The sequence below is a fragment of the Arthrobacter sp. UC242_113 genome (genome assembly GCF_044054585.1).
Classification (GTDB): Bacteria; Actinomycetota; Actinomycetes; order Actinomycetales; family Micrococcaceae; genus Arthrobacter.
Genome location: NZ_CP171968.1, coordinates 2,541,788 through 2,565,472, shown reverse-complemented (window position 1 = coordinate 2,565,472; position 23,685 = coordinate 2,541,788). Strand labels below are relative to the sequence as shown.

The window sequence follows — 23,685 nt, the reverse complement described above, 5'->3', positions numbered from 1 at the left end:
GTTAACCCGTGACCAACTCCGCGAACCACAGCTGGACGCACGCCGGGCATGGCCTGCCGGACTCCGAACCCAGCCTCAACACCACTGCCATCGCCACCGGACTGCAGCTGCCGGCAGGCTTCGCGGCCATCGCGGAAGACCCCGACCTGGGTCCTGCCCTCACCACCAACCTGGCCCGGGTGGAGAAGAAACTCCGCGAAGCGATCGCCAACTCCGACCCCCTGGCTGACGCAACGTCGCGTCACCTCGTGGAGGCCGGCGGCAAGCGCATCCGCCCCCTGCTGACCCTGCTCTGCGCCCACCTGGGTGACGCGTCGCTGCCCTCCGTGGTGCAGGCCGCCGTCGTGGTTGAGCTGACTCACCTGGCCACGCTGTACCACGACGACGTTATGGACTCCGCGCCCTTCCGCCGCGGTGCGCCCACGGCCCACGAGGTCTGGGGCAACTCAGTGGCCGTCCTCACTGGTGACCTGATCTTCGCCCGCGCGTCCATCCTCGTGTCCGAGCTGGGCGGCCGCGCGCTCGGCATCCAGGCCCGGACCTTCGAGCGGCTGTGCCTGGGCCAGCTGCACGAAACCGTCGGGCCGCGCCCGGACGAGGACCCGGTGGAGCACTACCTGTCCGTGATCGCGGACAAGACCGGCTCGCTGGTGGCGGCCTCCGGCCAGTTCGGTGCCATCTTCTCGGGCGCCGACGAGGCCTACGAGAACGTCCTGGTGGAGTACGGCGAGAAGGTGGGCGTAGCCTTCCAGCTCGCCGACGACGTCATCGACGTCACGGGTGTCAAGGTCAAGTCCGGCAAATCCCCGGGCACGGACCTGCGCGAAGGCGTTCCCACCCTACCTGTGCTGCTGCTCCGCAAAGCCGCGGCGGACGGTGACCAGTCCGCCGTCGAACTTCTCAAGCTGATCGACGGCGACCTCTCCTCGGATGAGGCCCTCGCCGAAGCCGTCGCCGGGCTGCGCGAGCACCCCGTCACGGCGGAATCCTGGGTGGTGGCCCGTGCGTGGTCGGCTGAGGCCATCGCCGCGCTGGCCCCGCTGCCCGAGGGCGTTGTGAAGGCCTCGCTGACCAGCTTCGCGCACGCTGTGGTGGACCGCGCCAGCTAGCCAGGCCATAGTTTTGGGCCCGGTATCCGTGAGGTGCCGGGCCCCTCTGGCTAATCGCTAAACGGAACGGCCCCGTTTCCCTGCAGCGTTACGAGTCAAACGCTGCGCGGAACCGGGGCCGTCTCTCCGTTCGCATCAGATCCACCGGAGGCATTCAGTGGATCCGAGAAATACTTTATGACAGGTTTGTCACATCTTCCAAATCCTTTGTTAAGCCGCGTGTCACACAGGCCACTCCTTTCGGGCCGCGCCGTCGTCACCCTGTTTGGCCGCCCGCAGTGAAGACAACACGGTTGGCATGGCGCGTTCTGGGGAGCTGGGCGTGAAACCGGGTCACGACGGATCGCGTCTGTTTTGTGCACATAGGCAAACCCGCTGCTCCCCAGCAGCCCCTAGTCGCGCGGACAGTGGAGCGATGGACCTTGAGAAATATCTGGTTCGCCGTGGGGGAGCGGCCAAAAGGGGTGACCTGTTTCGCGCTGGGTTTCGCCGTCCCGCTCTCGAAGCCGCCGTCGATTCCGGCCGGTTGTACCGGCCGATGCGGGGAGTTTACGCGCTGCACACAGCGGACGACGGCGTCCTGGCAGCCTTCAAGGCGAATGGCCGGCTAACGTGCGTGTCGGCGGCCCGCTTCTACAGCCTGTGGGCCCTGCATCCCCCGCGGGAAGTGCACCTGAGTTGCGGCAACGGGGTGCCCAAGGCCGGCGTGATAGACCACGCTCCATGTGTGCACGCATCCGAACCGGGCTATCCGGTGGCGGGCCTGGCCGACGTGCTCCTGCACGCACTCAAGTGCCTGCCGGAGCTTGAAGCGCTCGCGCTGGTGCAGTCAGCCACCGGCCGGGGCGAAACGTCCGCCGACTTCCTGAGGAGCAAACTCATCGGGAACAGGAATGGGCGCGCCCGCGCGGTGCTGGGTCTGCTGATACCGCGGGCAGATTCCGTGCTGGAGGTCCTCGCCCATACCCACTTTGTCCGGGCCGGACTCACGGTCCGCATGCATGTTCCCCTGCCTGGGGTGGGCGAGGTTGACTGCCTGGTTGAGGAATGCCTGGTGGTGGAGTTGGACGGGTCCACGCACTTTGAACCCCGGCAGGTCAAGAAGGACCACCGGAGAAACAACGCCGGCATGCGCGGGGGCTTCCTTACACTGCGCTATTACTACGACGACGTGGTCTATCACCCCGAGGCCATGGTGGAAGAGGTCCTGGCGGTGCTCCGTCTGCGAACACTTGGCAGGTTTGCTCCTCAGTGACGCCGTCCTGACCTACTTTGCCCCCGCGGGCACCACGACACGCCGAGGAAAGCGGCGAGTCGCGGCCGGCCGAGACGAAACAGGGTCAGGACGGCGCCGGAAAAACTAATCCTCGTCGTTGAAGGCCCAGTCGAACATGTCGAAGACGAACTCCGAGAAGGTGCCTTCCTCGCTCTTCCACTGGCCGCGGGCGTTGTTCCGGCGGTAGACGATGGGGTCCGGGACGCTCAGGTCGCCGGTGCGGAAGCCCCAGGTGAAGTTTTCTTCCTCGTCCTCAAGGAACATAAGGAAGCCTTCGTCGTCCACCTCGAGTTCCTCGGGGTCCCAGAAGTAGTGGTATGCCTCCATGAGGTCCTCACACCCGCCGAGTGCCAGGTAGAACTCGCGCAGCACCAGGGGGATGGTGAACTTGTGATCGGCGAGCTCTGCGTCCAGTTCCTCGGCGGACAGCCCGTCCTCTTCCTGCCATTCGTCTTCGAGATACTTCGGAACAAGCGCACGGAACTTCTCGAGGAACATGTCAGTCATGGCTCTTATCCTAGCTAATCCCGGCCCCTCGAATTGCCGGGTTCCAAGCCCAGCCGGTGCCACCCGCGCACAGCCAGCGGGATGCGCCATGACCGGCGCCAGGCGACCACCCGGAACGCGAAGACCAAGGCCGCCACGGTCACTGCGGAGAGGGCGTTGAACGCACCCAGCAGCCAGAGGACTGTGGTAAGTCCGGAGCCCAGGAAGGCAGGCAGCGCGTAAAGATCCCGGGCGTCGAACAGCTGGGGCACCACGTTGGCGGTGATGTCCCGCAGCAGGCCGCCGCCCACCGCCGTCGTGACCCCGAGCAGCACGGCGGCGACGGGGTTCATTCCAAAGGACAGCGCCTTGAGCGTCCCCGTGATGCAGAACAGGGCCAGCCCCGCGGCGTCGAACAGGGTGAGGAGTGAGGTGTAGCGCTGCACGCTGGAGAACAGGAAGTACACCAGCCCGGTGGCCAGCAACGGCGGCACCAGGTAGGCCGGGTTGCTGAACGCGGCGGGCGGGCCGGCGTTCAGGATGATGTCGCGGATTACGCCGCCGCCGAGCGAGACCAGGGAGGCGAGCAGGAGAGATCCGAGTAGGTCGAACTGCTTCCGCGCGGCCAGCAGCGATCCGGACACCGCGAAAAAGAAGATGCCGGCCAGGTCCAGCCATGCCAGGGCGATGTCAAAAGAGAATGTCATGGAGCGTCCCGGCATATTTCAAGGGGCGGACAGTGCAGCTCCAACGTTACGCTAGCCCCTATGAATAGCCCGATCCTGATCGCCTGTGCCCATGGGACCTCCAACGCGCAAGGAGCCGCCGAGGTCAACGCCCTCCGCGACGCCATCGCCGCGCTGCGTCCGGGGCTCGACGTCCGCGAAGCCTACGTGGACGTCCAGCAGCCCGATCTGGTGGACGTCGTGGCCGGGCTCCCCGCGGACCCCGGCTCCGTTGCAACGGCCGACGGCGGTGCTGCCGCCGGCGGGCCTGGCACCGCCGGCCCGTCCGCCGTCGTCGTTCCCTTGCTGCTCAGCGTGGGATACCACGTGAAGGTGGACATCGCGAAGGCCGTTAAGAGCCGGCCGGGCACGGCGGCCGCGGCGCCGCTGGGACCCGACCCCCGCCTCGCCGCCCTGCTGGACCAGCGGCTGCGGGAGGCCGGGGTTACGGACAACGACGCGATCGTGCTCGCCGCCGCGGGCTCGTCCAACCCGAACGCGGCGGTCAGCGTCGAGGAACTGGCTGACCAGCTGAGGGCTCTGCGCTCCAACCGGATCGTCCCCGCGTACGGTGCCTCGGCCAAGCCTTCGGTGCCCGAAGCCGTGGCCATGCTCCGTGAGGAAGCCGCGGGCGGCGCCGGGGCGGGGGAGTCGGCCGGGGGCGTGAGCGTTGGCGGGCGCGTGCTGGTGGCCTCGTACCTTTTGGCGCCGGGCTTCTTCCACGATCAGCTCGCCAAGGCCGGAGCGGACCTCGTGACCGAGCCGCTGCTGCCCTCGCCGGTGCTCGCGGAGATCGCGCTGGAACGGTACGACGCCGCGCTGGCGGCCCACGCCGTCAGGTCCTGAAAAGCATCGAGAAGCACAGCCCCGGAAAGCACAGCCGGCCGCGCCGTTCAAGGCCTCCCGGCGAGTCATGACGAAATGTTTCCTTAGGTGACTTAGCATTTCCGGGCCTTTGTGACGTGTTTCGGGGCGGCCCTACAGTCGATGCATGACTGATACAGCTGTAGCCGGAGCGGCCACGGACAAGCCCGCGCGCCCGGCCCGTGCCTCCCGACCCGCCGCCAAGCCTCACGGCCAGTGGAAGGTGGACGGAACCACCCCGCTGAACGCCAACGAAACCTGGAAGCAGGAAGACGACGGCCTCAACGTCCGCGAGCGTATCGAGTCCATCTACGCCAAGGAAGGCTTCGACGCCATCCCCGGCCAGGACCTGCACGGCCGCTTCCGCTGGTGGGGCCTGTACACGCAGCGCAAGCCCGGGATCGACGGCGGCAAGACCGCCACGCTGGAGCCGCACGAGCTCGAGGACAAGTACTTCATGCTCCGCGTCCGGATCGACGGCGGTGCGCTGACCACCGAGCAGCTGCGCGTCATCGGCCAGATTTCCGTGGACTTCGCCCGCGATTCCGCGGACCTCACGGACCGCCAGAACATCCAGCTGCACTGGATCCGCGTGGAGGACATCCCCGAGATCTGGCGCCGCCTCGAGAGCAACGGCCTCTCCACCACCGAGGCCTGCGGCGACGTTCCCCGCGTCATCCTGGGCTCACCCGTGGCCGGCATCGCCAAGGACGAGATCATCGACCCCACCCCGCTCATCGAAGAGCTGGGCGAGCGGTTCATCGGCAACCCGCTGCTGTCCAACCTCCCGCGCAAGTACAAGACCGCCATCACCGGCCACCCCAGCCAGGACGTGGTGCACGAGATCAACGACTTCGCCCTCGTTGGCGTCAAGCACCCCGAGCTCGGCATCGGCTACGACCTCTGGGCCGGCGGCGCCCTCTCCACCAACCCGATGCTCGGCAAGCGCCTCGGCGCCTTCGTGAAGCCGGAGCAGGCCGCGGACGTGTGGCTCGGCGTCACCAGCATCTTCCGTGACTACGGCTACCGCCGCATGCGCACCAAGGCCCGCCTGAAGTTCCTCATGGCCGACTGGGGTCCGGAGAAGTTCCGCCAGATCCTTGAGGACGAATACCTCGGCTACAAGCTGGCTGATGGCCCTGCCGCGCCCAAGCCCTCCACCCCGGGCGACCACGTGGGCGTGCACGAACAGAAGGACGGCAAGTTCTTCATCGGCGCCACCCCCATCGCCGGCCGCCTCTCCGGCGCGCAGCTGGTCAAGCTCGCGGACACCCTCGAAGCCCGCGGCTCCTACCGCCTGCGCACCACCCCGCACCAGAAGATCGTGGTGCTGGACGTTCCCAAGGATGAGGTGGAGCCGCTCGTGGCCGAGCTGGACGCCCTGGGCCTGTCCGCCCGCCCGTCCGTGTTCCGCCGCGGCACCATCGCCTGCACCGGCATCGAATACTGCAAGCTGGCCATTGTTGAAACCAAGGTCACCGCGGCCACTGCCGTCGCCGAGCTGGAACGCCGCCTCGCGGACCTCGCGGACAGCGGCCAGCTCCCGCAGGCACTGTCGCTGCACATCAACGGCTGCCCCAACTCCTGCGCCCGCATCCAGACCGCGGACATCGGGCTCAAGGGCATGATGCTCCCCACGCCCGACGGCGACCCCACCCCGGGTTTCCAGGTCCACCTGGGCGGCGGGCTGGCTTCCGTTGAACGCGACGAGGCCGGCCTGGGACGCACCGTCCGCGGCCTGAAGGTCTACGTCGCCGACCTGCCCGACTATGTCGAACGGGTTGTCCGCAAGTTCGTCGCCGACCGCGCCGAGGGCCAGACCTTCGCGGAGTGGGCCCACGCAGCTGACGAGGAGGCACTCCAGTGAGCAAGCACGCATTGGGAATCGACCCCGTGGTTGAGCCCGTCGAAACCCCGGCCACCGGACTCCGCTCCCATGAGGAGCTGAAGGCCCTCGCCGAAGCCGGCGCCGCCGAGCTCGGCTGGGACGCCCCGGCCCGCGACGTCATCGCCTGGGTGGAGCGCAACTTCGACATGCCCGCCGTTGCCGTCGCCTGCTCTATGGCCGACGCCGTCCTGCCGGCACTGGTCGCCGACCAGCTTCCCGGCGTCGACGTCCTGTTTCTGGAGACCGGCTACCACTTCCCGGAAACCTACGCCACGCGCGACGAGGTGGCCGCAAACCTCCGCGTCAACGTGGTTGAGGTACTCCCGGAGAACACCGTGGAGCAGCAGGACCGGCTCCTGGGCAAGGACCTGTTCGCCCGCGACGCCGCCCAGTGCTGCGCCCTCCGCAAGGTGGCCCCGCTGCGCCGCACCCTCGCCGGCTACGAACTCTGGTTCACCGGCGTCCGCCGCGACGAGGCCCCCACCCGCACCAACACGCCGCTGGTGACCTGGGACGAAGCCAATGGCCTGGTCAAGGTCAACCCGATGGCCGCATGGACGTTCGACCAGCTGGTCCAGTACTCCGACGACAACCTCCTGCCCGTCAACCCGCTCCTGTCCCAGGGCTACCCGTCCATCGGTTGCCAGCCCTGCACCCGCAAGGTGGCCGCCGGCGAGGACCCCCGCGCCGGCCGCTGGGCAGGAACCAACAAGACAGAATGCGGACTACACGTATGAGCACTTTCATTACTGAGGAGCCCACCCTGGTGACCGACGCCGCTGAATCCACGCGCCTCTCCAGCCTGGACACCCTCGAATCCGAAGCGATCCACATCATCCGCGAGGTTGTCGCCGAGTTCGAGAAGCCGGCCCTGCTGTTCTCCGGCGGTAAGGACTCCGTAGTCATGCTGCACCTGGCCACCAAGGCGTTCTGGCCGGGCAAGGTCCCCTTCCCCGTGCTGCACGTGGACACCGGCCACAACTTCCCCGAGGTCATCGACTTCCGCGACCGGACCGTTGAGCGGCTGGGGCTGAAGCTCGTCGTCGGCTCCGTGCAGGAGTTCATCGACCGCGGCGAGCTGGCCGAGCGTGCCGACGGCACCCGCAACCCGCTGCAGACCGTCCCGCTGCTGGACGCCATCCAGTCCAACAAGTTCGACGCCGTCTTCGGCGGCGGCCGCCGCGACGAGGACAAGGCCCGCGCCAAGGAGCGCATCCTGAGCCTGCGCGACGAGTTTGGGCAGTGGGACCCGCGCAACCAGCGCCCAGAGCTGTGGAACCTGTACAACGGCCGCCACACCGTGGGCCAGCACGTCCGTGCGTTCCCCATCAGCAACTGGACCGAGCTGGACGTGTGGCGCTACATCGAGCGCGAAAACATCGAACTTCCGGGCCTGTACTACGCCCACGACCGCGAGGTCTTCGCCCGCGACGGCATGTGGCGCGCAGTGGGCGAGGTGTCCCAGCCACTGCCGCATGAGGAAGTCATCACCAAGACCGTCCGCTACCGGACCGTCGGTGACATGTCCTGCACTGGCGCCGTCGAATCGGCTGCCGCCACCGTGCGCGACGTCGTGATCGAAGTTGCCGCCTCCACCATCACTGAACGTGGCGCCACCCGTGCGGATGACCGCATCTCCGAGGCTGCCATGGAAGACCGCAAGAAGGACGGCTACTTCTAATGACTACCGACATTGACACCGCCCGCGCCGCGGCGCTCCTGGACGAGGCCCCCCTCGCGTCCGCCTCGCTGTTCCGCTTCGCCACTGCAGGATCGGTCGACGACGGGAAGTCCACTCTGGTGGGCCGCCTCCTGCACGACTCCAAGGCGATCCTTGCCGACCAGCTCGACGCCGTTGCCCGCACGTCCGCGGACCGCGGCTTCGGCGGTTCAGCCGGCGGCATCGACCTTGCGCTGCTGACCGACGGCCTGCGTGCCGAGCGCGAGCAGGGCATCACCATCGACGTCGCCTACCGCTACTTCGCCACGGACCGCCGCAGCTTCATCCTCGCGGACTGCCCCGGGCACGTGCAGTACACCAAGAACACGGTGACCGGCGCGTCCACCGCGGATGCCGTCGTCGTACTCATTGACGCCCGCAAGGGTGTCCTGGAGCAGACCCGCCGGCACCTGTCCGTGCTGCAGTTGCTGCGCGTGGCGCACGTGATCGTGGCCGTGAACAAGATCGACCTCGTGGACTTCAGCGAGTCCGTGTTCCGCGAGATTGAGGCCGACGTTCAGAAGGTTGGCCGTGAGCTGGGCCTCGGGTCCGACGGCATCACGGATCTGCTGGTGGTCCCCGTTTCCGCGCTCGACGGCGACAACGTGGTGGAGCGCTCGGAGCGCACCCCCTGGTACACCGGGCCCGCGCTGCTCGAGGTGCTCGAAACGCTGCCCGCCGCCGATGAACTCGAAAGCCACCTGGAGAGCTTCCGCTTCCCCGTGCAGCTGGTCATCCGGCCGCAGGGCGCGCTGGCACCGGACGCCGTGGCCGGCGGGCTCGACGTCGAGAAATACCGCGACTACCGCGCCTACGCCGGGCAGATCACCGAGGGCTCCGTGAAGGTGGGGGACAAGGTCAGCGTGCTGACCCCCGGCCAGGCCCCGCGCACCACCACGGTGACGGGCATCGACTTCGCCGGCGCTTCACTGGAAGAAGCCGTGGCCCCGCAGTCCGTGGCGATCCGCCTGGCGGACGAGTTCGACGTCGCCCGCGGTGACACCATCGCCGCTGCCGGCACTGTCCGCGAAAGCACCGCCGACCTGTACGCCCAGCTGTGCTGGCTGTCCCCGAAGCCGCTCCGCGAGGGCGCCAAGGTTCTGGTCAAGCACGGCACCCGCACCGTGCAGGCCCTGGTCCGCAGCGTCAGCGGCAAGCTGGACCTGGCCACGTTCAACCTCGAAGGTGCCTCCAGCCTGGAGCTCAACGACATCGGCCACGCGCAGCTCCGGCTCGCCGCCCCGCTGCCGCTCGAGAACTACCTGCACCACCGCCGCACGGGCGCGTTCCTGGTGATCGACCCGCTCGACGGAAACACCCTCGCCGCCGGCCTGGTCAAGGACCACCCGGGCGACCACGAGGACGAGCGCTACTCGATCTGATCGCTTTCGCTGTGCAGGGGCCCTGATTCGGAGTTCATCCGGATCGGGGCCCTCGTCGTGTCCGCGTCTTGTTGCACGACCGGCCCTGAGCCTCATGACCGGCCCTGCCCGAGGCCGGTCAAGCGGATGAGGGCCGGTCAAGCCGGTTGCGAGTGCCCCAAACCATCTACGCTGGCTGCGATGGAGCACCCTAATCCGATGGTTACGGGATCAAAGCCCAACGTGTGCTGGACTGGATTACGTCGGCAAACCCAATGGTTTGAGTTGTTCCTCGTCCGCGGGACCATATTTCCGGTCTGCCCGTTAGACGTGCACCAAGGACAGGCAGCGACGAACCGTGCCGTACAGACACTGCCGTCTTCCAATTTTTCGTATACAGATCTCGGGTTTCCGAAGGGCTTCATGATGGAGTCTCCGGGCTTCAGTCCGAAACGCAAGTACAGCGATGACGCCAGAACCGAGAGACCAACTGCGCCGGACAGGCCGAGAAGCGCAAAGTATCCACTGCCTACAGTCTTGAGATTGGAGGTCAGCATCATGACGAAGGAAGCAACTGTGCAGAAGCCTGCCGCAGCGGCCACCCAATTATCGGGAAGAATGCTCCGCTTCTGGGAAGATCGTGAAATCTCCATCCGGTATGTGTAGGGGTCCGAGGACTCATTACCAATGATTATTTGATGAGCAGTGACATCACGACCGGCTTGAACTCCACCGCTATTGTTCCCCTGCCGTGTCGACTCCGATGCTTGGATCTGCGCGTTTGCCGTCGTTCCTGTCGCCCGTCCGCATCCGCAAAACTCGTAGTCCTCAGGCGGCGTCCGTCCCCAATCGCATATATACATCTGCACAATCTCCCAGGGTAGTTATTTGTCCGGACTTGCGGGCTTGACTCTGGCATGGGGGTCTGACACTCACTGAGCCGCACGACCGGCCCTGCGCCTCATGACCGGCCCTGCCCGAGGGCAGTCAAGCGGGCTAGGGCCGGTTTGGCGCGGGCTACTCCAGGAACCGGTTTCGAGGAACGACTCAAAGTCCTGCATGTCCTGGTGCGTCCTCCTGTAGGTCATCGACACCATGGACAGCCCCGCGATCGCGACGACCCGACGCTTGGGCCCGAAGCTCAGTCCGCGCACTGCCGTAGTTTGCGCGCGCCAACGCCCACGACCGGCCCTGAGCCTCCTGACCGGCTCTGCCCGAGGGCCGGTCAAGCCCTAGCCCTGTGCCAGCTTCCCTTGACGCTGGCTTGCCGGTGGGCAATAGTTGCTGCCTGTCGTTCAGCGGTCGGGTCAATGCGGCCTGGCCAGGGGAGGCGAAGCATGGAATCCATCACCAGCAGGCTCATCAACTGGGCATCGATCCTGGACGACAAGACCCGCGAGCAGGCACTGACCACCTCCCGCCTGCCCTTCATCTACCCGCATCTGGCACTGATGCCGGACGCGCACCTGGGCAAGGGCGCAACGGTGGGGTCCGTCATCCCGACGCTCGGGGCAATCATTCCGGCCGCCGTCGGGGTGGACATCGGCTGCGGAATGATCGCAGTGCGGACGCAGTACACCCTCAAAGAACTGCCGCGGGACCGGAAGCCGCTGCGCGAGAACATCGAGCGCGCCGTTCCGTTGTCCGCGGGCCACAACAACCGCAAGGTGACGGCCACCGCGGAGCCGCGAGTCGCGGAGCTGCACCGGCGGGCCGAAAAGGCCGGGTTCAACCCGGGGCAGTATGTGGCGAAATGGGACCTGCAGCTCGGCTCGCTCGGCTCCGGCAACCACTTCATTGAGGTGTGCACCGACGAGACGGACGCCGTCTGGCTGTTCCTGCACTCCGGCTCACGCGGCATCGGCAACAAGATTGCCCAGCACCACATCAGGGTGGCGCAGGGAGTCGCAAGGGACAAGCGCATCACCCTGGAGGACCCGGACCTCGCGTACCTGGAGGAGGGCACGAAGGAGTTCACGCGGTACATCAAGGAGCTGCGCTGGGCCCAGCACTTCGCCCTGCTGAACCGCGAGGAGATGATGGACCGCGTCATCCGGCAGTTCAGTGACTGGGTCGGCGGAACAGTTAAGGAGACGGAGCGGATCAACTGCCACCACAACTTCACCCAGCAGGAAACGCATTACGGAAAGTCGGTCTGGGTGTCGCGCAAAGGGGCCATCAAGGCCGAAGCAGGTGACCCCGGCCTGATCCCTGGCTCCATGGGGACGGCGTCCTACGTCGTGGAGGGGCTCGGCAATGCCGCCTCCCTGAACTCCTCACCGCACGGGGCAGGCCGGGAGTATTCGCGTAATGCGGCGCGCAAGGCGTTCTCGCTCGCCCAGCTCAAGGAGGCCATGCACGGCATCGAGTTCCGGGCCACCGAGGCGTTTATCGACGAGATCCCGGCCGCCTACAAGCCCATCGACCAGGTCATGCACGACGCCGCTGACCTCGTGAAGGTACGGCACCGGCTGCGCCAGCTCGTCAATGTCAAGGGGGATTAGCCCCTGAAATGTTAAGGCCCGCGCACAGGCGCATTTATGTGGCTGAATGTGACGTTGCATGAACGTGCGTGACCCCCGGTTTCCGCGCCGTTGAACCGTGTTTACGCCAATCCCTATGGTGAATCCATGAGTACTTCCAGGCCGGGCATGACCCGCATTGTGGCCGGCGAAAGCCAGACGCCCAAGCGCCGCCGCGCCTTGGAAGTGGCGCTGGCCGTAGGCCTGGTCCTGCTGATCAGTGTTGGAGCGGTTGTTGCGTCGGCAGTGGCCCGGGATTCCAATGCTTCGGCCGCCCCCAACGCTCCCACAAGCCCGGCGGCCGAGCTAAAGCTGGGCTACTTCGGAAACATCACTCACGCCCCGGCACTCGTCGGAGTCAAACAAGGCCTCATTGCCAAGAACCTGGGCGACACCAAGCTCAGCACTCAGGTGTTTAACGCCGGCCCGGCCGCGATCGAGGCGCTGAACGCAGGCGCTATCGATGCCACCTACATCGGCCCGAATCCGGCCATCAATTCTTTCGTCAAGAGCAAGGGCGAGTCCGTCAGCATCATCGCCGGGGCAGCCTCCGGGGGCGCCCAGCTGGTGGTCAAGCCGGAGATCAAGACCGCCGCTGACCTCAAGGGCAAGACCCTGGCCTCCCCGCAGCTGGGCGGCACCCAGGACGTGGCGCTGCGCGCCTGGCTGGGTAAGCAGGGCTACAAGACGACTCCCGACGGCGGCGGGGACGTTGCGATCAATCCCACCGAGAACGCGCAGACCCTGAAGCTGTTCCAGGACGGCAAGCTCGACGGCGCGTGGGTGCCTGAGCCGTGGGCCTCCCGTCTGGTGCTCCAGGCCGGGGCGAAGGTCCTGGTGGATGAGAAGGACCTGTGGGACGGGTCGCTGACCGGCAAGCCGGGCGAGTTCCCCACCACTATCCTCATCGTGAACAAGAAGTTCGCCGCAGAGCACCCGCAGACCGTGGAGGCGTTGCTTAAGGGCCACGTCCAGGCCGTGAAGTGGCTCAACGACACCCCCTCCGCCGAGAAGGCCGCCGTCGTCAATGCCGCCCTCAAACAGGACGCCGGCAAGGCGCTGGCGCAGAACGTCATTGACCGCTCGCTGAAGAACATCGTGTTTACGGTGGACCCGCTGGCGGGAACGTACAAGAAGCTGCTGCAGGACGGCGTCGATGCCGGCACCACCAAGCAGGCCGACCTCAACGGCCTCTTCGATCTCCGGGCGCTGAATTCAGTGGCCACGGAAAAAATCACAGCTGCAGGGCTGGGCCAGGATTAGCCCCGCCGCGCATCTGCGCCGCTGCATTTAACGCACCACGAACAAAGGACGGAACCATGCCAGTCGTACTGGAGAACCTGGGCAAGCGCTTCGGCGAAGGCGCCCCGGTGCTGGACGACGTCAACGCCACAATCGGCAGAGGCGAGTTCGTCGCACTCCTCGGTGCGTCCGGCTGTGGCAAGTCCACCTTGCTGAACATCATGGCGGGACTGGAGCTCCCGACGTCGGGCGCCCTTGAGGTGCCCAGCGACGGCGCCGCCTTCATGTTCCAGGACTCTGCCCTATTTCCGTGGCTCACCGCCCGCGAGAACATCGAGCTGGCGCTGAAGCTTCGCGGTGTGGGCAAGGCCGAACGGCGCGTCAAGGCGGCTGAGCTGTTGGAACTGGTTCACCTGGCCGAGGCCGCCGACCGGCGTCCGCACGAGCTGTCCGGCGGCATGCGCCAGCGCGTGGCTCTGGCCCGCTCGCTCGCGCAGGACCGCCAGCTGCTCCTCATGGATGAGCCGTTCGCGGCGCTCGACGCCATCACCCGCGACCTGTTGCACGACGAACTTGAGCGCATCTGGAAGGAAACCGGACGCACCATCGTCTTTGTGACCCACAACGTCCGTGAGGCGGTCCGCCTGGGCCAGCGCGTCCTGCTGCTGTCCTCCCGGCCCGGCCGCGTGGTGCAGGAATGGGAAGTCACCGAAGAACATCGTACCGACGCCGGTCTTGCCGGACAGCTGACCGGGGTCATCACCGCCCGGCTGCGAGAGGAGATCCGCCGCCATGCCAAGTAACTCATCTCCCGTGGCCGAGACGCCCGAGGCGACCGAAACCCCGCTAGTTGAGACTGAGTCCCCGCTGGCTGAGCCTGCCGAAACCAAGAGCTCAGCCGTCGCTGCGTCCTCCACCGTTGAGAAGGTGCACGCCGCGTTGACCCGGTCTTCCACTGGCTCGGCGGACCTGCGCGAACTCGAATCCGGGCTGGACTCGCTGCAGTCGGATGCGGTCCGCAAGGCCCGGATCGACTGGAGCCGGATCCTGCTGCCGATCGCCGCCGTCGTGGTGTTGATCATCATCTGGCAGTTCTACGTCTCGCTGGGCCTCAAGCGCCGCGACCAGGTGCCCGGCCCCATGGACGTGCTGGAGCAGTTCGCCACGCTGTGGGCTGAGGGGTCGCTGCAGGAGGCCGTCTGGACATCGCTGCAGCGTGGCCTCCTGGGGTTCCTGATCAGCGTTGCGATCGCCACACCCGTCGGGCTGCTCCTGGCCCAGGTGGCGCCGCTGCGCAGGGCGTTCGGGCCGCTGATTTCCGGCCTGCAGGTTCTGCCGTCAGTGGCCTGGGTACCGGCCGCCATCATCTGGTTCGGCCTCACCGACGCCACGGTGTACTTCGTGGTGTTCATGGGCGCCATCCCGTCCATCATCAACGGCCTGATCTCCGGCGTTGACCAGATCCCGCCTCAATACCGCAGCGTGGGCACTGTCCTGGGCGCGTCCCGGCTGCAGATGGCCGTGCAGATCATCCTCCCCGCGGCACTTCCCGGCTACCTCAGCGGCCTCAAGCAGGGCTGGGCCTTCTCCTGGCGCTCGCTCATGGCCGCGGAAATCATCGCGGTGGGCGGCACCATCGGCTTCGGCCTCGGCTCTATGCTGAACCAGGGCCGCGACCTCGCCGACATGACCATCGTGATGTCCGCGATCCTCCTGATCCTGGCCGTGGGCATCCTGATCGAGCTGCTGGTGTTCGCGCCGATCGAGAAGCGCCTGCTCCAGCGCCGCGGCCTCCTGGCAGGCAGCACCCGCTAAGCACCTCCGCAGTGTGAACCCGAAAGCCCGACGGCGACTCCCGCCGTCGGGCTTTCTGCTGTCCATTGGCCCGGTGACGCCTTCTCCGCGACCAAACTGGGGCACATTGACGCGGAACACCCCGTGTTTGGGTGGGTTCAGGCTGATCTGGCCGCCAAAGTGCCCCACGACGGCGTTCGTCCAGCAAACAGTCGCAATGTGACGCAGCGTTACCTTGCGTGAACTGGTGTTTCCGTGCCGTTGGTCGGGCCCGTAACACAGCCCTACCGTTGATTCATGGCAATTCAGGACATTTACCCCACGGCGCTGCGCCTCCTCGGCCGCCCCGTACTGGTGGTGGGCGGCGGACGCGTTGCTGCGCGCCGCGCGAAGGGCCTGCTCGACGCCGGTGCCCGCGTCACCGTGGTTGCCCCCGAGGCCATCGCCGCGCTCCGCGAACTCGCTGACGCCGGCCTTCTCACCTGGGAGCCCCGCGCCTACCGCTCCGAAGACGTCGACGGCGTCTGGTTCGTCCAGACCGCCACCGGCGATCCCGCCGTCGACACGCTTGTAGCTTCCGACGCCGAGGCGCAGCGCGTCTGGTGCGTCAACGCCTCCGACCACGAATCTTCAGCCGCCTGGACACCCGCCGTCGCCGAAGTGGACGACGTCAAGATCGCCGTCAACGCGGGGGGAGACCCGCGCCGTGCCATGGCCCTGCGTGACGCCGTCGCCACCGCGCTGGAATCCGGTGACCTGCCGCTGCGCCGCCGCCGGGCACACCGGGGATCGGTCGCCCTTGTCGGTGGCGGCCCCGGCGACAGCGGCCTTATCACCGTCCGCGGCCGCCGGCTGCTCGGGCAGGCTGACGTCGTCGTCGCCGACCGCCTCGGCCCCCGTGAACTGCTCAACGAGCTTGCCCCGGACGTCCGCGTCATTGAGGTGGGCAAGACCCCCGGTCACCACCCCGTGCCGCAGGCCGACATAAACCGGATCCTCGTCGAAGAGGCACTTCAGGGCCACCGCGTGGTGCGCCTCAAGGGCGGCGACCCCTATGTCCTGGGCCGCGGCGGCGAGGAAGCAGAATACTGCCGCAGGCACGGCGTCGAAGTTGAAGTGGTTTCCGGCGTGACCTCCGCGATCTCCGTTCCCGCCGCCGCCGGCATCCCGGTCACGCACCGGGGCCTGGCCAAGGGCTTCAGCGTTGTCACCGGCCACGAGGAACTGTCCGAGGTCCCGGTCCGCGCCGACCACACCGTGGTGCTCCTCATGGGCGTGGGCCAGCTGCGCGAATCCGCGTCCGCCCTCGGCAGAGCCGGTCTGCCCGAGGACACACCAGTTGGTATTGTGGAAAACGGCTACCTGCCGGACCAGCGCGTCACCATCGGCACCCTCGGCTCCATCGCCGACCAGGCCGAAGCCGCCGGCGTCGCCAATCCTGCAGTGATCGTCATCGGTGACGTTGTCCGCGTCAGCCCCTTCGCGCCGTCGCACTTCAAAACCGCTGACTACAGCACCACCAGCCCCAACAAGCCCCGCACAAGCACCACCCGCGTTCTCACCCCCTGAAACCCATCGATTGCTCCATAACTGCCCTTATGAAGGTTCAAAAGGGCGCCTACGGAGCAATCGATGCAGAAGAAAAGGAACACAGCCGTGTCAACCAACACCCCCGTAGGAACCGCCGCCCGCCCGTTGCGCGTGGCCGTCATCGGATCCGGCCCGGCCGGCGTCTACGCAGCGGACATCCTCACCAAGAGCGAGGCCGTCAAGAGCGGCGAGCTGACAGTGAGCATCGACCTCTTTGACCGCTACCCGGCGCCCTACGGCCTGATCCGCTACGGAGTGGCCCCGGACCACCCGCGCATCAAGGGAATCGTCAACGCCCTGCACAAGGTCCTGGACCGCGGCGACATCCGCTTCTTCGGCAACGTTGACTACGGCACGGACCTCTCCATCGAGGACCTGCAGACGCACTACGACGCCGTCATCTTCGCCACCGGCGCCATCAAGGACGCCGACCTGAACATTCCGGGCATCGAACTCGAGGGCTCCTTTGGCGGCGCCGACTTCGTGTCTTGGTACGACGGCCACCCGGACGTGTCCCGCGAATGGCCGCTGGACGCCAAGGAAATCGCCGTGATCGGCAACGGCAACGTGGCCCTCGACGTGGCCCGCGTCCTCTCCAAGCACGCCGACGACCTGCTGGTCTCAGAAATCCCGGACAACGTCTACGCCGGCCTGAAGGCGTCGCCGGTCACGGACGTCCACGTCTTCGGCCGCCGCGGCCCCGCCCAGGTCAAGTTCACCCCGCTGGAGCTGCGCGAGCTGTCCCACTCCAAGGACGTGGACATCATCCTGTACCCGGAGGACTTCGAGTTCGACGAGGAATCGGACCGCCAGATCCAGAGCAACAACCAGATCAAGACCATGGTTGGAACGCTGACCAACTGGATCGCCGAGCAGCCCGAGGATGTCTCCGAGCTCAAGGCCTCCCGCCGACTGCACCTGCACTTCCTGCACAGCCCGGTGGAAATTTACGACGACGCCGAGAACCCCGGGCGCGTCAGCGGCATGAAGTTTGAACGCACCGAACTGGACGGCACGGGCAATGCCCGTGGCACCGGCGAATTCGTCGATTACCCGGTCCAGGCCGTTTACCGCGCCATCGGCTACTTCGGTTCCGCCCTTCCGGAGATCGAGTTCGACCACAAGAAGGGCGTTGTCCCGAACGCCGGCGGCCGCGTCCTGGACGCCTCCGGCGAGCACGTCCCGGGCATCTACGCCACCGGCTGGATCAAGCGCGGTCCCGTCGGCCTGATCGGCCACACCAAGGGCGACGCCCTCGAGACCGTGACCTTCCTGCTGGAAGACCGCGAAAACCTGCCGGTTGCCGAGGCACCTGCCGCCAGCGCCGTCGTCGACCTGCTCGAAAGCCGCGGCGTGGAATACACCACCTGGGAAGGCTGGCTGGCACTGGACGCCCACGAGCTCGCTCTCGGCGCCGAGGCCACCGCTGCCGGCGGCTCGCACGGCGTTGAGGTTGTGCGTGAGCGCATCAAGGTGGTGCCGCGCGAGGACATGGTCTCCATCTCCCGCGACGGGATCGCCGCCAGCGTCTAACGTCCTCTTTTCCAGCGCGCGAACTGGCAGCTAATGACCCCAAACCCTTGGTTTGACGTCATTATCTGCCGGTTCGCGCGTTCGCTTGTTAAGCCCGCCGCGCTTGTTTGTTAAGCCCGCAGCGTCAGTTGCCCGCGCCGCCGGCGGCCATGAGCTCGAGGCGCTGAAGGGTTTCCCGGTTGCGCACTGTGATCATCGGATCCCGCAGCGCCTTGGGAACTGCCAGGCCGGGGCCGCGGACCGCGTCCTCGCTCATCGTGACGCGGCACTGCTCGCCGAGTTCCTCGAGCGTAATGACCACCTTGGCCTCGCCGATGGGCCAGCCGCGCGCGATCAGTTCCAGCTGCCGCCCCGGGTCGGCCGCCGTGACCTTGGTTGAATCGTTGATGAGCAGCGGCCACGCGCCCACGGAATGGTGGAGCAGGGCACCGACCTCCGGCCATTGCGCATCCACAGAACGGATTCTCGAGGCGCCCACCACCCAGCCGGAGTAGAGCCAGCCGTCCGCGATTACTCTCCAGACTGCCGATGCCGGTGAATTGAAGACCTGCGTGACGGTTGACATGGTGTTCCTTTCGTCGGCCGAACCCTCACGCCGGATGGCGGAGTTCCGGTCTGCAGCTGCGAACCCGGCGGGTTCCGGGGCGCCAATAATGCGGGAGGGGCGCCGGGCGGCCCGGTACGAGCGCTCCCGGAGCCGGCGGGCCCAGGGATAGGTCCCGGCGCCAGGCAGGGGATGCTCCAGCGGATCGAACCGGATCGCCGTGTCGGCGCTGCCTGTGTCCGCGCTGGCCCTGTCCCCGCCGTCCCTGTCCGTGCCGTCAGTGTGCCCGGCGTCGGGAGCAGCGGCTCTTAGGTGCAGCACACCGGCCTGCACCCACCGGCCTGCCGGGGTGGCGTAGTGCAGCGCCAAGGTCCAGTCTCCGGTACCCAGCGACTCCTTGAAATTGCCCCCGGTGTCCGCCCTGCCGGTGGCACGCCCGGGCAGCGACAGGGTGCGCAGCCCTAAAAGGACCGGGCCGTTGGCACCCTTATACGGCATCAGCGTGGTGAACCTGGCGGTGCCAACATCCAGCTTGGGCAGCAGCATGAAACGGCCTGGCACGCCCCAGCCGGTCGAAGCAAACAGGACATCCCCGACGTCGGCACTGTCACCGGGGCCGGGGACGTCGCCCGCGCCGGCAGCGCCGGAAGCGTCACCGGCGCCGGCAGCGCCGGATGCACCCGAAGTCCGCAGCGCCAAACCCAGAATGTCCGGCAGCGACTCGGGAAGGCCCACCGAACGGGAGAACCGGCCGCGCACCTGGCGGGTCCCGGCGTCGTCGAGCCAGGCGATCCCGCTGGCGGCCGGAAGTCCGGCAGCTGCTCGGCCCGCGGCGCCCGTGAGGTTCAGTTCCCCCACCAGGCTGATGCCCCGCGGATGGATGGGGCGAACAGGGCGCACTGCCTTGATCGCCCGGAACACGGCGGCGAAACCGCGCCCGGCGAGGTCGGCCGCCCGCTCGGGGGCAAGGCCGTACGTCCGATGCGGTGCCCCCGCCGGATCGCCGCTGAATCGTCTTTTCATGCGTCGCCTTCCCATGATTGGACCGTCCCCATGGCTACATCCTGCCGAACTTTGACCGGACCAGGGCGAAGATTCCGTAGCAAATGAAGCCCGCACCGATGGCAAACAGCAGGTACGGGCCGTACACATGGTCGCGCAGGGCCTTCAGGCTGCCGTCGAGGCCGGTGGATTCTTCGGGGGTGTGTTTGGCGGCCGCGATGGCGAAGAGCAGCCCGGCAAGGAACAGTGCGATGCCTTTGGCGACGTGTCCGGTCACACCCAAGGTGTCGATGAGTTTGCCCCGCCGGGTGCCGTCGAAGTGGAAGAGTTCCTCCTTGAAGCCGCGCCGGAAGCCCTTGGTCACGAAGTAGATGCCCACCCCGATGACGGTCAGGCCGAGGGCGCTGAGGATCACGCCGCCAAAGGGGTTGCTGAGGAGGGCCGCGCTCACGTCCCGTGTTGATTCGCCGGAGTCGCCGCGCAGCCCCACCGCGAAACCGCCGAAGCTGAGCCCGACGCTGGCATAAGCGATCGCGAGGAAGCCGGAGGAGATCAGCTTCCCGATCCGTTCCTTGCGCGGCAGATGGCGGGCCCGGAGCGTGGCCTCGCTCAGCTGCCAGAGGGCGAGCCCCCAGCATCCGATCAGGCACGCCCACATGACTGCCGGGCCCCAGGGATTGGCGGCCAGCTGTTCGATGGCGCCGGTGGGCTCGGCCTCCCCGGGATGGCCGAAGGCCAGGGCAATCGCGATGGCGCCGAGAATGATGTGCAGCAGGGCCATCACAGCGAAACCGGAACGCGCGACGACGTCGAGCGCCTTGGTGTTCGATGCAGCCTCCGCGGCGTCGGCCGCCTCGCTGATCGTCGAGTCGTTGTCCGTGGTGCCCTCCGGTAGCCGTTTCCCCTTAGCCGTCCTGCGTCCTGCCCGGCGTTCAGCCGTGCTGCGTGTTGCCTTACGGCGATTAGCCGTTCATCGGCCCTTCTGCGTGGATGCGTTCGGCGCCCTCACCCACGAGTTTCACCGTGCAGCGCACCACGAGGTCGTCGGGCGCCGTGTCGATGTCGACGAGGGCGTCGCCGGCGCTGAGGACGGTGAATACTTCCGAGCCCGCCTCAACATCGAAGCCCTTGCTTTTGGCGGCCTGCGTCGCGTTCGCCAGAGCCTCGCCCTTCAGCCCGTCCACGTACACCTGGTCGTCCTCGCGTTCGGAGTCGCCGAATGCCCAGCCGAACAGTGTTCCTGTTGATCCCATGGCCTGATTTTACGCACAGAACCATTGATATTACGGGCTATCGTAACCTTAGTAAGTGTGCTTACCATGTGGGGACCATGTCTTTGGTGCGGCTGCCGGGCACCTGGACCCAGGGCCCGCGGCAGCCACTGTTCCGGATTGAACCTCTCGTATTAGGAAGGACATCATGGCTGGAAATCTCTTTGCACGGTCTGTTCATGACCTCACGGCAGCGGCCTGGTTTGGCGGCTCCCTGATGGGGGCGGTGGGTCTCAACGGAGCCGCTGCTGAGGCGAAGGACCCCGCCGAGCGCACGCGCCTCTCGAGCCGCGGCTGGATGAAATGGGCACCGGTCCAGACGGCCGCCTTCGCAACCCACCTGCTCGCGGACCTGTTCATTGCGCTGGAAAACAAGGACAGGATCGCAAGCCAGGAGGGCGTGGCCCGGGACACCATCTACAAGACGGCTGTCACGGTGGCGGGGGCCGCGGTCACCCTGTACGCGGGTGTGCTGGGGAAGAAGGTGGACAAGCTGGCCGATGAGGGTGCCGAAGGTGCCACCGAACCGCGGCCCGGCTCGTCCGCGAAACTGCAGTCGGCGCAGAAGCAGCTGAAGGTGTTGCAGTGGACCATCCCCGCCTTCGCCGCCTCTGTCATTGTCCTTGGCGCCAAGCACGGTGAGATGCAGAGGCCCAAGAATGTCTTCAAGGGGCTGCGCTGACGGCGTCCGCCTCAGAGGCGGTAAAGGACTCTAAGGCAGTAACGCACGACGGCGGCTGGGCACCTCAGGTGCCCGGCCGCCGTCGTGCGCGGATCAGTTCCACTGAGGCGGAATGCTTTACGTCGGCTGGCTGTCCACCGGCGGCAGGTCCGGGTTCATGTCCTGGAGGTGGGGGTCCTCGGCCGTCCACACCTGGATGATCGCCCACGCCACGGCCGCGAGCGGCACGGACAGGACGGCGCCGATGATGCCCGCCAGGATGGTGCCCGCCGTTAGGGCCATGAGGATGACGAGGGCGTGGAGCTGCAGGGACTTGCCCATGACGACCGGCTGCAGCAGGTCGCCTTCGAGCTGGTTGACGGCGATGACCACTGCCACCACCACCAGTGCCACCACCGGGCCGTTGGCGACGAGGGCCACCAGGGCTGCCAGGATGCCGGCCACGGTGGCTCCCACGAGCGGAACAAAGGCGCCGATGAACACGATGATGGCCAGGGGAATGGCCAGCGGCACCTGCATGATGAGCAGCGCTGCGCCGATGGCCACGGTGTCCACCAGTGCCACAATGGCCGTGCCCCGGACGTAGCCGCCCAAAACCTCGAGGGTCTTCTTGCCCACACGCCGCAGCCTGGCTTCCCGGTTCCCGGAGAAGGGGCGCAGGAGGAAGTTCCAGATCTTCGCGCCGTCCTTGAGGAAGAAGAAGAGGATCACCACCATGAGGCTCGCACCGGCCAGGAACTCCGTCACCACCGACAGGCCGGTGATGGCTCCTGACCGCACCTGGCTGCTCGTGGCGAACTGGACGGCGCCTTCCCGGGCCTGGTTCAGCTGCTCGCGGTCAATGGGGACCGGGCCGGAGAGGAGGAAGCTTTCGAGTTCGTCGAGCCCCCCGGAGGCCTGCTGGACCAGGTCGCCCCACTGGCTGCGGACGGAGAAGTAGATCACGGTGCCGACGCCGGCCAGCAGGATCAGCAGGGCCACAAAGGCCACGGCCGTGGCGGCCCCGCCGGGCAGCCCCCGGCGCCGCAGCAGGTTGACGAACGGCCCGATGGCGGCGGCGAGGATCAGCGCGATCAGCACGGGAATGACGAGCAGCCGGACCTGCAGGAGCCCGTACACGGACACGGCAGCCACGGCAAGGACCAGCAGGATCTGGGCGCACCGGATGCCGACCCTGCCGAGGTTGTCGGACCACAGCTCCCGGGGCGGTTTGCGGTCCGGCTGCCCGGGTGCCCTACGACGCAGGAGCAGACCGGACGTGAGCTCTTGGGGTGGATCTTGCTCGGACAGTCGGGCTGTACGGGCCATTGGAACTCCTACTCATCAGGGCAATCAGCCAACCGGCTTGATTAGTAAGCCTACTGATGTTCCCCGTGGGGGTGAAAGCCCGTTACTCCCGCAGCCACTCTGCGCAGGAATTGAGGTTCCGGTGCACGCTGGCCACGGCCGCCTCGCCGTCGTGCGCTTCGATGGCATCCACGAGCTCACCGTGGCCCGCCTGCGGCAGTCCATTGAAGCCGGGGCGCCGGTGCTGCTTCAGCAGGTCGGCGTGGAACACGTCGCCGAAGCTGACATACAGCTCGTGCAGCAGGGGATTGCCGGAGGCCTGTGCCACCCGCTCGTGGAAGCCCCAGTCCGCGCGGGCCCAGCGTGCGAAGTCCTCAGCCCGCCAGGCCTCCTCGCCCTCTGTGAGCAGCACGCGCATGGCGGCGACGTCGCCGGCCGTTGCATGCCGGGCGGCAAGGCGCGCCGCTTGCGTGTCCAGCCCCACGCGGACCTCGAGGACGTGTTCGTCCGTGTGTTCCTTGTACAGCCGGCGCGCGGCCCCCGAGATTTCGCTGGTGGCACGGACGTAGGTCCCGTCTCCGCGGCGGACCTCGAGCATCCCGCTGTGGGCCAGCGCCTTGACTGCCTCCCGGAGCGTTCCGCGGGAGACGCCCAGTCCGGTCATGAGCTCGGTTTCGGACGGGATGCGCTGCTGCAGCGGCCACTCGCCCGTCTGGATCATGTCGCGGAGTTTGGCAGTGACTTCCTCCGCCAGCGGCGGGCGGTGCGACGTGCTCAGGGTCATGGCGT

General features: G+C 67.0%; 21 protein-coding genes. 14 read left to right on the top strand and 7 right to left on the bottom strand.

The features are described from left to right. Positions 1-8 precede the first annotated feature (8 nt). Both ACHMXB_RS11630 and ACHMXB_RS11625 read left to right on the top strand, forming a co-directional pair. Entirely contained in the window at positions 9-1,109 is a 1,101-nt protein-coding gene (locus ACHMXB_RS11630) for a polyprenyl synthetase family protein (RefSeq protein ID WP_395398477.1), read from the top strand. 727 nt (positions 1,110-1,836) lie between these two features. After that, on the top strand, positions 1,837-2,364 hold the full coding sequence (locus tag ACHMXB_RS11625) for an endonuclease domain-containing protein (protein WP_395398476.1): 528 nt from the start codon (positions 1,837-1,839) through the stop codon (positions 2,362-2,364). Between the two features lie 105 nt (positions 2,365-2,469). On the opposite strand, the gene ACHMXB_RS11620 is transcribed toward ACHMXB_RS11625, so the two are convergent. Beyond that, positions 2,470-2,892 carry a hypothetical protein gene (locus tag ACHMXB_RS11620; RefSeq protein ID WP_236804680.1) on the bottom strand — a complete coding sequence of 141 codons (423 nt, stop codon included), beginning with the start codon at positions 2,890-2,892 and terminating at the stop codon, positions 2,470-2,472. 14 nt (positions 2,893-2,906) lie between these two features. Next, positions 2,907-3,578 (bottom strand): trimeric intracellular cation channel family protein, encoded by a 672-nt coding sequence (locus ACHMXB_RS11615; protein WP_395398475.1) that lies wholly within the window; start codon positions 3,576-3,578, stop codon positions 2,907-2,909. Positions 3,579-3,638: 60 nt separating this feature from the next. Here ACHMXB_RS11615 and ACHMXB_RS11610 point away from each other — a divergent pair, with 60 nt between their 5' ends. The 11 genes from ACHMXB_RS11610 (at position 3,639) to ACHMXB_RS11560 (ending at position 18,110) form a co-directional block, all read left to right on the top strand. Then, complete coding sequence (locus tag ACHMXB_RS11610) at positions 3,639-4,442, top strand: sirohydrochlorin chelatase (RefSeq protein WP_395398474.1); 804 nt, start codon at positions 3,639-3,641, stop codon at positions 4,440-4,442. Between the two features lie 145 nt (positions 4,443-4,587). Continuing rightward, positions 4,588-6,327 carry a nitrite/sulfite reductase gene (locus tag ACHMXB_RS11605; RefSeq protein ID WP_395398473.1) on the top strand — a complete coding sequence of 580 codons (1,740 nt, stop codon included), beginning with the start codon at positions 4,588-4,590 and terminating at the stop codon, positions 6,325-6,327. Positions 6,328-6,338: 11 nt separating this feature from the next. Beyond that, on the top strand, positions 6,339-7,085 hold the full coding sequence (locus ACHMXB_RS11600) for a phosphoadenylyl-sulfate reductase (protein ID WP_395405242.1): 747 nt from the start codon (positions 6,339-6,341) through the stop codon (positions 7,083-7,085). Next, a complete protein-coding gene (gene cysD, locus ACHMXB_RS11595) occupies positions 7,082-8,029 on the top strand; it encodes a sulfate adenylyltransferase subunit CysD (protein WP_102971351.1) in 948 nt (315 codons plus the stop codon). The genes ACHMXB_RS11600 and cysD overlap by 4 nt, the downstream gene beginning before the upstream one ends. Next, on the top strand, positions 8,029-9,450 hold the full coding sequence (locus ACHMXB_RS11590; protein WP_395398472.1) for a sulfate adenylyltransferase subunit 1: 1,422 nt from the start codon (positions 8,029-8,031) through the stop codon (positions 9,448-9,450). Before cysD ends, ACHMXB_RS11590 begins: the two co-directional genes overlap by 1 nt. Positions 9,451-10,766: 1,316 nt before the next feature. Further along, entirely contained in the window at positions 10,767-11,933 is a 1,167-nt protein-coding gene (locus ACHMXB_RS11585; RefSeq protein ID WP_395398471.1) for an RtcB family protein, read from the top strand. A 126-nt stretch (positions 11,934-12,059) separates the two neighbouring features. Beyond that, the gene (locus ACHMXB_RS11580) at positions 12,060-13,214 is read left to right on the top strand and encodes an ABC transporter substrate-binding protein (protein ID WP_395398470.1); all 1,155 of its coding nucleotides are present in this window, start codon (positions 12,060-12,062) and stop codon (positions 13,212-13,214) included. A gap of 56 nt (positions 13,215-13,270) precedes the next feature. Further along, the gene (locus ACHMXB_RS11575) at positions 13,271-13,996 is read left to right on the top strand and encodes an ABC transporter ATP-binding protein (RefSeq protein ID WP_395398469.1); all 726 of its coding nucleotides are present in this window, start codon (positions 13,271-13,273) and stop codon (positions 13,994-13,996) included. Then, on the top strand, positions 13,986-15,008 hold the full coding sequence (locus tag ACHMXB_RS11570) for an ABC transporter permease (protein WP_395398468.1): 1,023 nt from the start codon (positions 13,986-13,988) through the stop codon (positions 15,006-15,008). The genes ACHMXB_RS11575 and ACHMXB_RS11570 overlap by 11 nt, the downstream gene beginning before the upstream one ends. 276 nt (positions 15,009-15,284) lie before the next feature. After that, positions 15,285-16,556 (top strand): uroporphyrinogen-III C-methyltransferase, encoded by a 1,272-nt coding sequence (gene cobA, locus ACHMXB_RS11565; protein WP_395398467.1) that lies wholly within the window; start codon positions 15,285-15,287, stop codon positions 16,554-16,556. Positions 16,557-16,643: 87 nt separating this feature from the next. Then, positions 16,644-18,110 (top strand): FAD-dependent oxidoreductase, encoded by a 1,467-nt coding sequence (locus ACHMXB_RS11560; RefSeq protein ID WP_395398466.1) that lies wholly within the window; start codon positions 16,644-16,646, stop codon positions 18,108-18,110. Positions 18,111-18,234: 124 nt separating this feature from the next. On the opposite strand, the gene ACHMXB_RS11555 is transcribed toward ACHMXB_RS11560, so the two are convergent. The 3 genes from ACHMXB_RS11555 to ACHMXB_RS11545 all read right to left on the bottom strand — a co-directional run bounded on the left by ACHMXB_RS11555 (position 18,235) and on the right by ACHMXB_RS11545 (position 20,909). Further along, complete coding sequence (locus tag ACHMXB_RS11555; protein ID WP_395398465.1) at positions 18,235-19,677, bottom strand: SRPBCC family protein; 1,443 nt, start codon at positions 19,675-19,677, stop codon at positions 18,235-18,237. 34 nt (positions 19,678-19,711) lie between these two features. Further along, on the bottom strand, positions 19,712-20,437 hold the full coding sequence (locus ACHMXB_RS11550) for a DUF1206 domain-containing protein (protein ID WP_395405240.1): 726 nt from the start codon (positions 20,435-20,437) through the stop codon (positions 19,712-19,714). 181 nt (positions 20,438-20,618) lie between these two features. Then, a complete protein-coding gene (locus ACHMXB_RS11545) occupies positions 20,619-20,909 on the bottom strand; it encodes a hypothetical protein (RefSeq protein ID WP_395398464.1) in 291 nt (96 codons plus the stop codon). Positions 20,910-21,075: 166 nt separating this feature from the next. On the opposite strand from ACHMXB_RS11545, the gene ACHMXB_RS11540 reads away from it, so the two are divergent. Next, positions 21,076-21,609, top strand: a complete 534-nt coding sequence (locus tag ACHMXB_RS11540) for a hypothetical protein (protein ID WP_395398463.1) — start codon at positions 21,076-21,078, stop codon at positions 21,607-21,609. Between the two features lie 117 nt (positions 21,610-21,726). Here ACHMXB_RS11540 and ACHMXB_RS11535 read toward each other — a convergent pair whose 3' ends face one another. Next, positions 21,727-22,917, bottom strand: a complete 1,191-nt coding sequence (locus tag ACHMXB_RS11535) for an AI-2E family transporter (protein ID WP_395398462.1) — start codon at positions 22,915-22,917, stop codon at positions 21,727-21,729. An 82-nt stretch (positions 22,918-22,999) separates the two neighbouring features. Beyond that, a complete protein-coding gene (locus ACHMXB_RS11530; protein WP_395398461.1) occupies positions 23,000-23,680 on the bottom strand; it encodes a FadR/GntR family transcriptional regulator in 681 nt (226 codons plus the stop codon). Positions 23,681-23,685 lie beyond the last annotated feature (5 nt).

Excerpts from the sequence above, each read along its gene's own strand:
- cobA (WP_395398467.1), top strand. The coding sequence starts at position 15,285 with ATGGCAATTCAGGACATTTACCCCACGGCGCTGCGCCTCCTCGGCCGC.
- ACHMXB_RS11530 (WP_395398461.1), bottom strand. The coding sequence starts at position 23,680 with ATGACCCTGAGCACGTCGCACCGCCCGCCGCTGGCGGAGGAAGTCACT.
- ACHMXB_RS11570 (WP_395398468.1), top strand. The coding sequence starts at position 13,986 with ATGCCAAGTAACTCATCTCCCGTGGCCGAGACGCCCGAGGCGACCGAA.
- ACHMXB_RS11550 (WP_395405240.1), bottom strand. The coding sequence starts at position 20,437 with ATGGCCCTGCTGCACATCATTCTCGGCGCCATCGCGATTGCCCTGGCC.
- ACHMXB_RS11545 (WP_395398464.1), bottom strand. The coding sequence starts at position 20,909 with ATGGGATCAACAGGAACACTGTTCGGCTGGGCATTCGGCGACTCCGAA.
- ACHMXB_RS11615 (WP_395398475.1), bottom strand. The coding sequence starts at position 3,578 with ATGACATTCTCTTTTGACATCGCCCTGGCATGGCTGGACCTGGCCGGC.
- ACHMXB_RS11620 (WP_236804680.1), bottom strand. The coding sequence starts at position 2,892 with ATGACTGACATGTTCCTCGAGAAGTTCCGTGCGCTTGTTCCGAAGTAT.
- ACHMXB_RS11555 (WP_395398465.1), bottom strand. The coding sequence starts at position 19,677 with ATGAAAAGACGATTCAGCGGCGATCCGGCGGGGGCACCGCATCGGACG.
- ACHMXB_RS11590 (WP_395398472.1), top strand. The coding sequence starts at position 8,029 with ATGACTACCGACATTGACACCGCCCGCGCCGCGGCGCTCCTGGACGAG.
- ACHMXB_RS11585 (WP_395398471.1), top strand. The coding sequence starts at position 10,767 with ATGGAATCCATCACCAGCAGGCTCATCAACTGGGCATCGATCCTGGAC.
- ACHMXB_RS11605 (WP_395398473.1), top strand. The coding sequence starts at position 4,588 with ATGACTGATACAGCTGTAGCCGGAGCGGCCACGGACAAGCCCGCGCGC.
- ACHMXB_RS11535 (WP_395398462.1), bottom strand. The coding sequence starts at position 22,917 with ATGGCCCGTACAGCCCGACTGTCCGAGCAAGATCCACCCCAAGAGCTC.
- ACHMXB_RS11580 (WP_395398470.1), top strand. The coding sequence starts at position 12,060 with ATGAGTACTTCCAGGCCGGGCATGACCCGCATTGTGGCCGGCGAAAGC.
- cysD (WP_102971351.1), top strand. The coding sequence starts at position 7,082 with ATGAGCACTTTCATTACTGAGGAGCCCACCCTGGTGACCGACGCCGCT.
- ACHMXB_RS11575 (WP_395398469.1), top strand. The coding sequence starts at position 13,271 with ATGCCAGTCGTACTGGAGAACCTGGGCAAGCGCTTCGGCGAAGGCGCC.
- ACHMXB_RS11540 (WP_395398463.1), top strand. The coding sequence starts at position 21,076 with ATGGCTGGAAATCTCTTTGCACGGTCTGTTCATGACCTCACGGCAGCG.
- ACHMXB_RS11610 (WP_395398474.1), top strand. The coding sequence starts at position 3,639 with ATGAATAGCCCGATCCTGATCGCCTGTGCCCATGGGACCTCCAACGCG.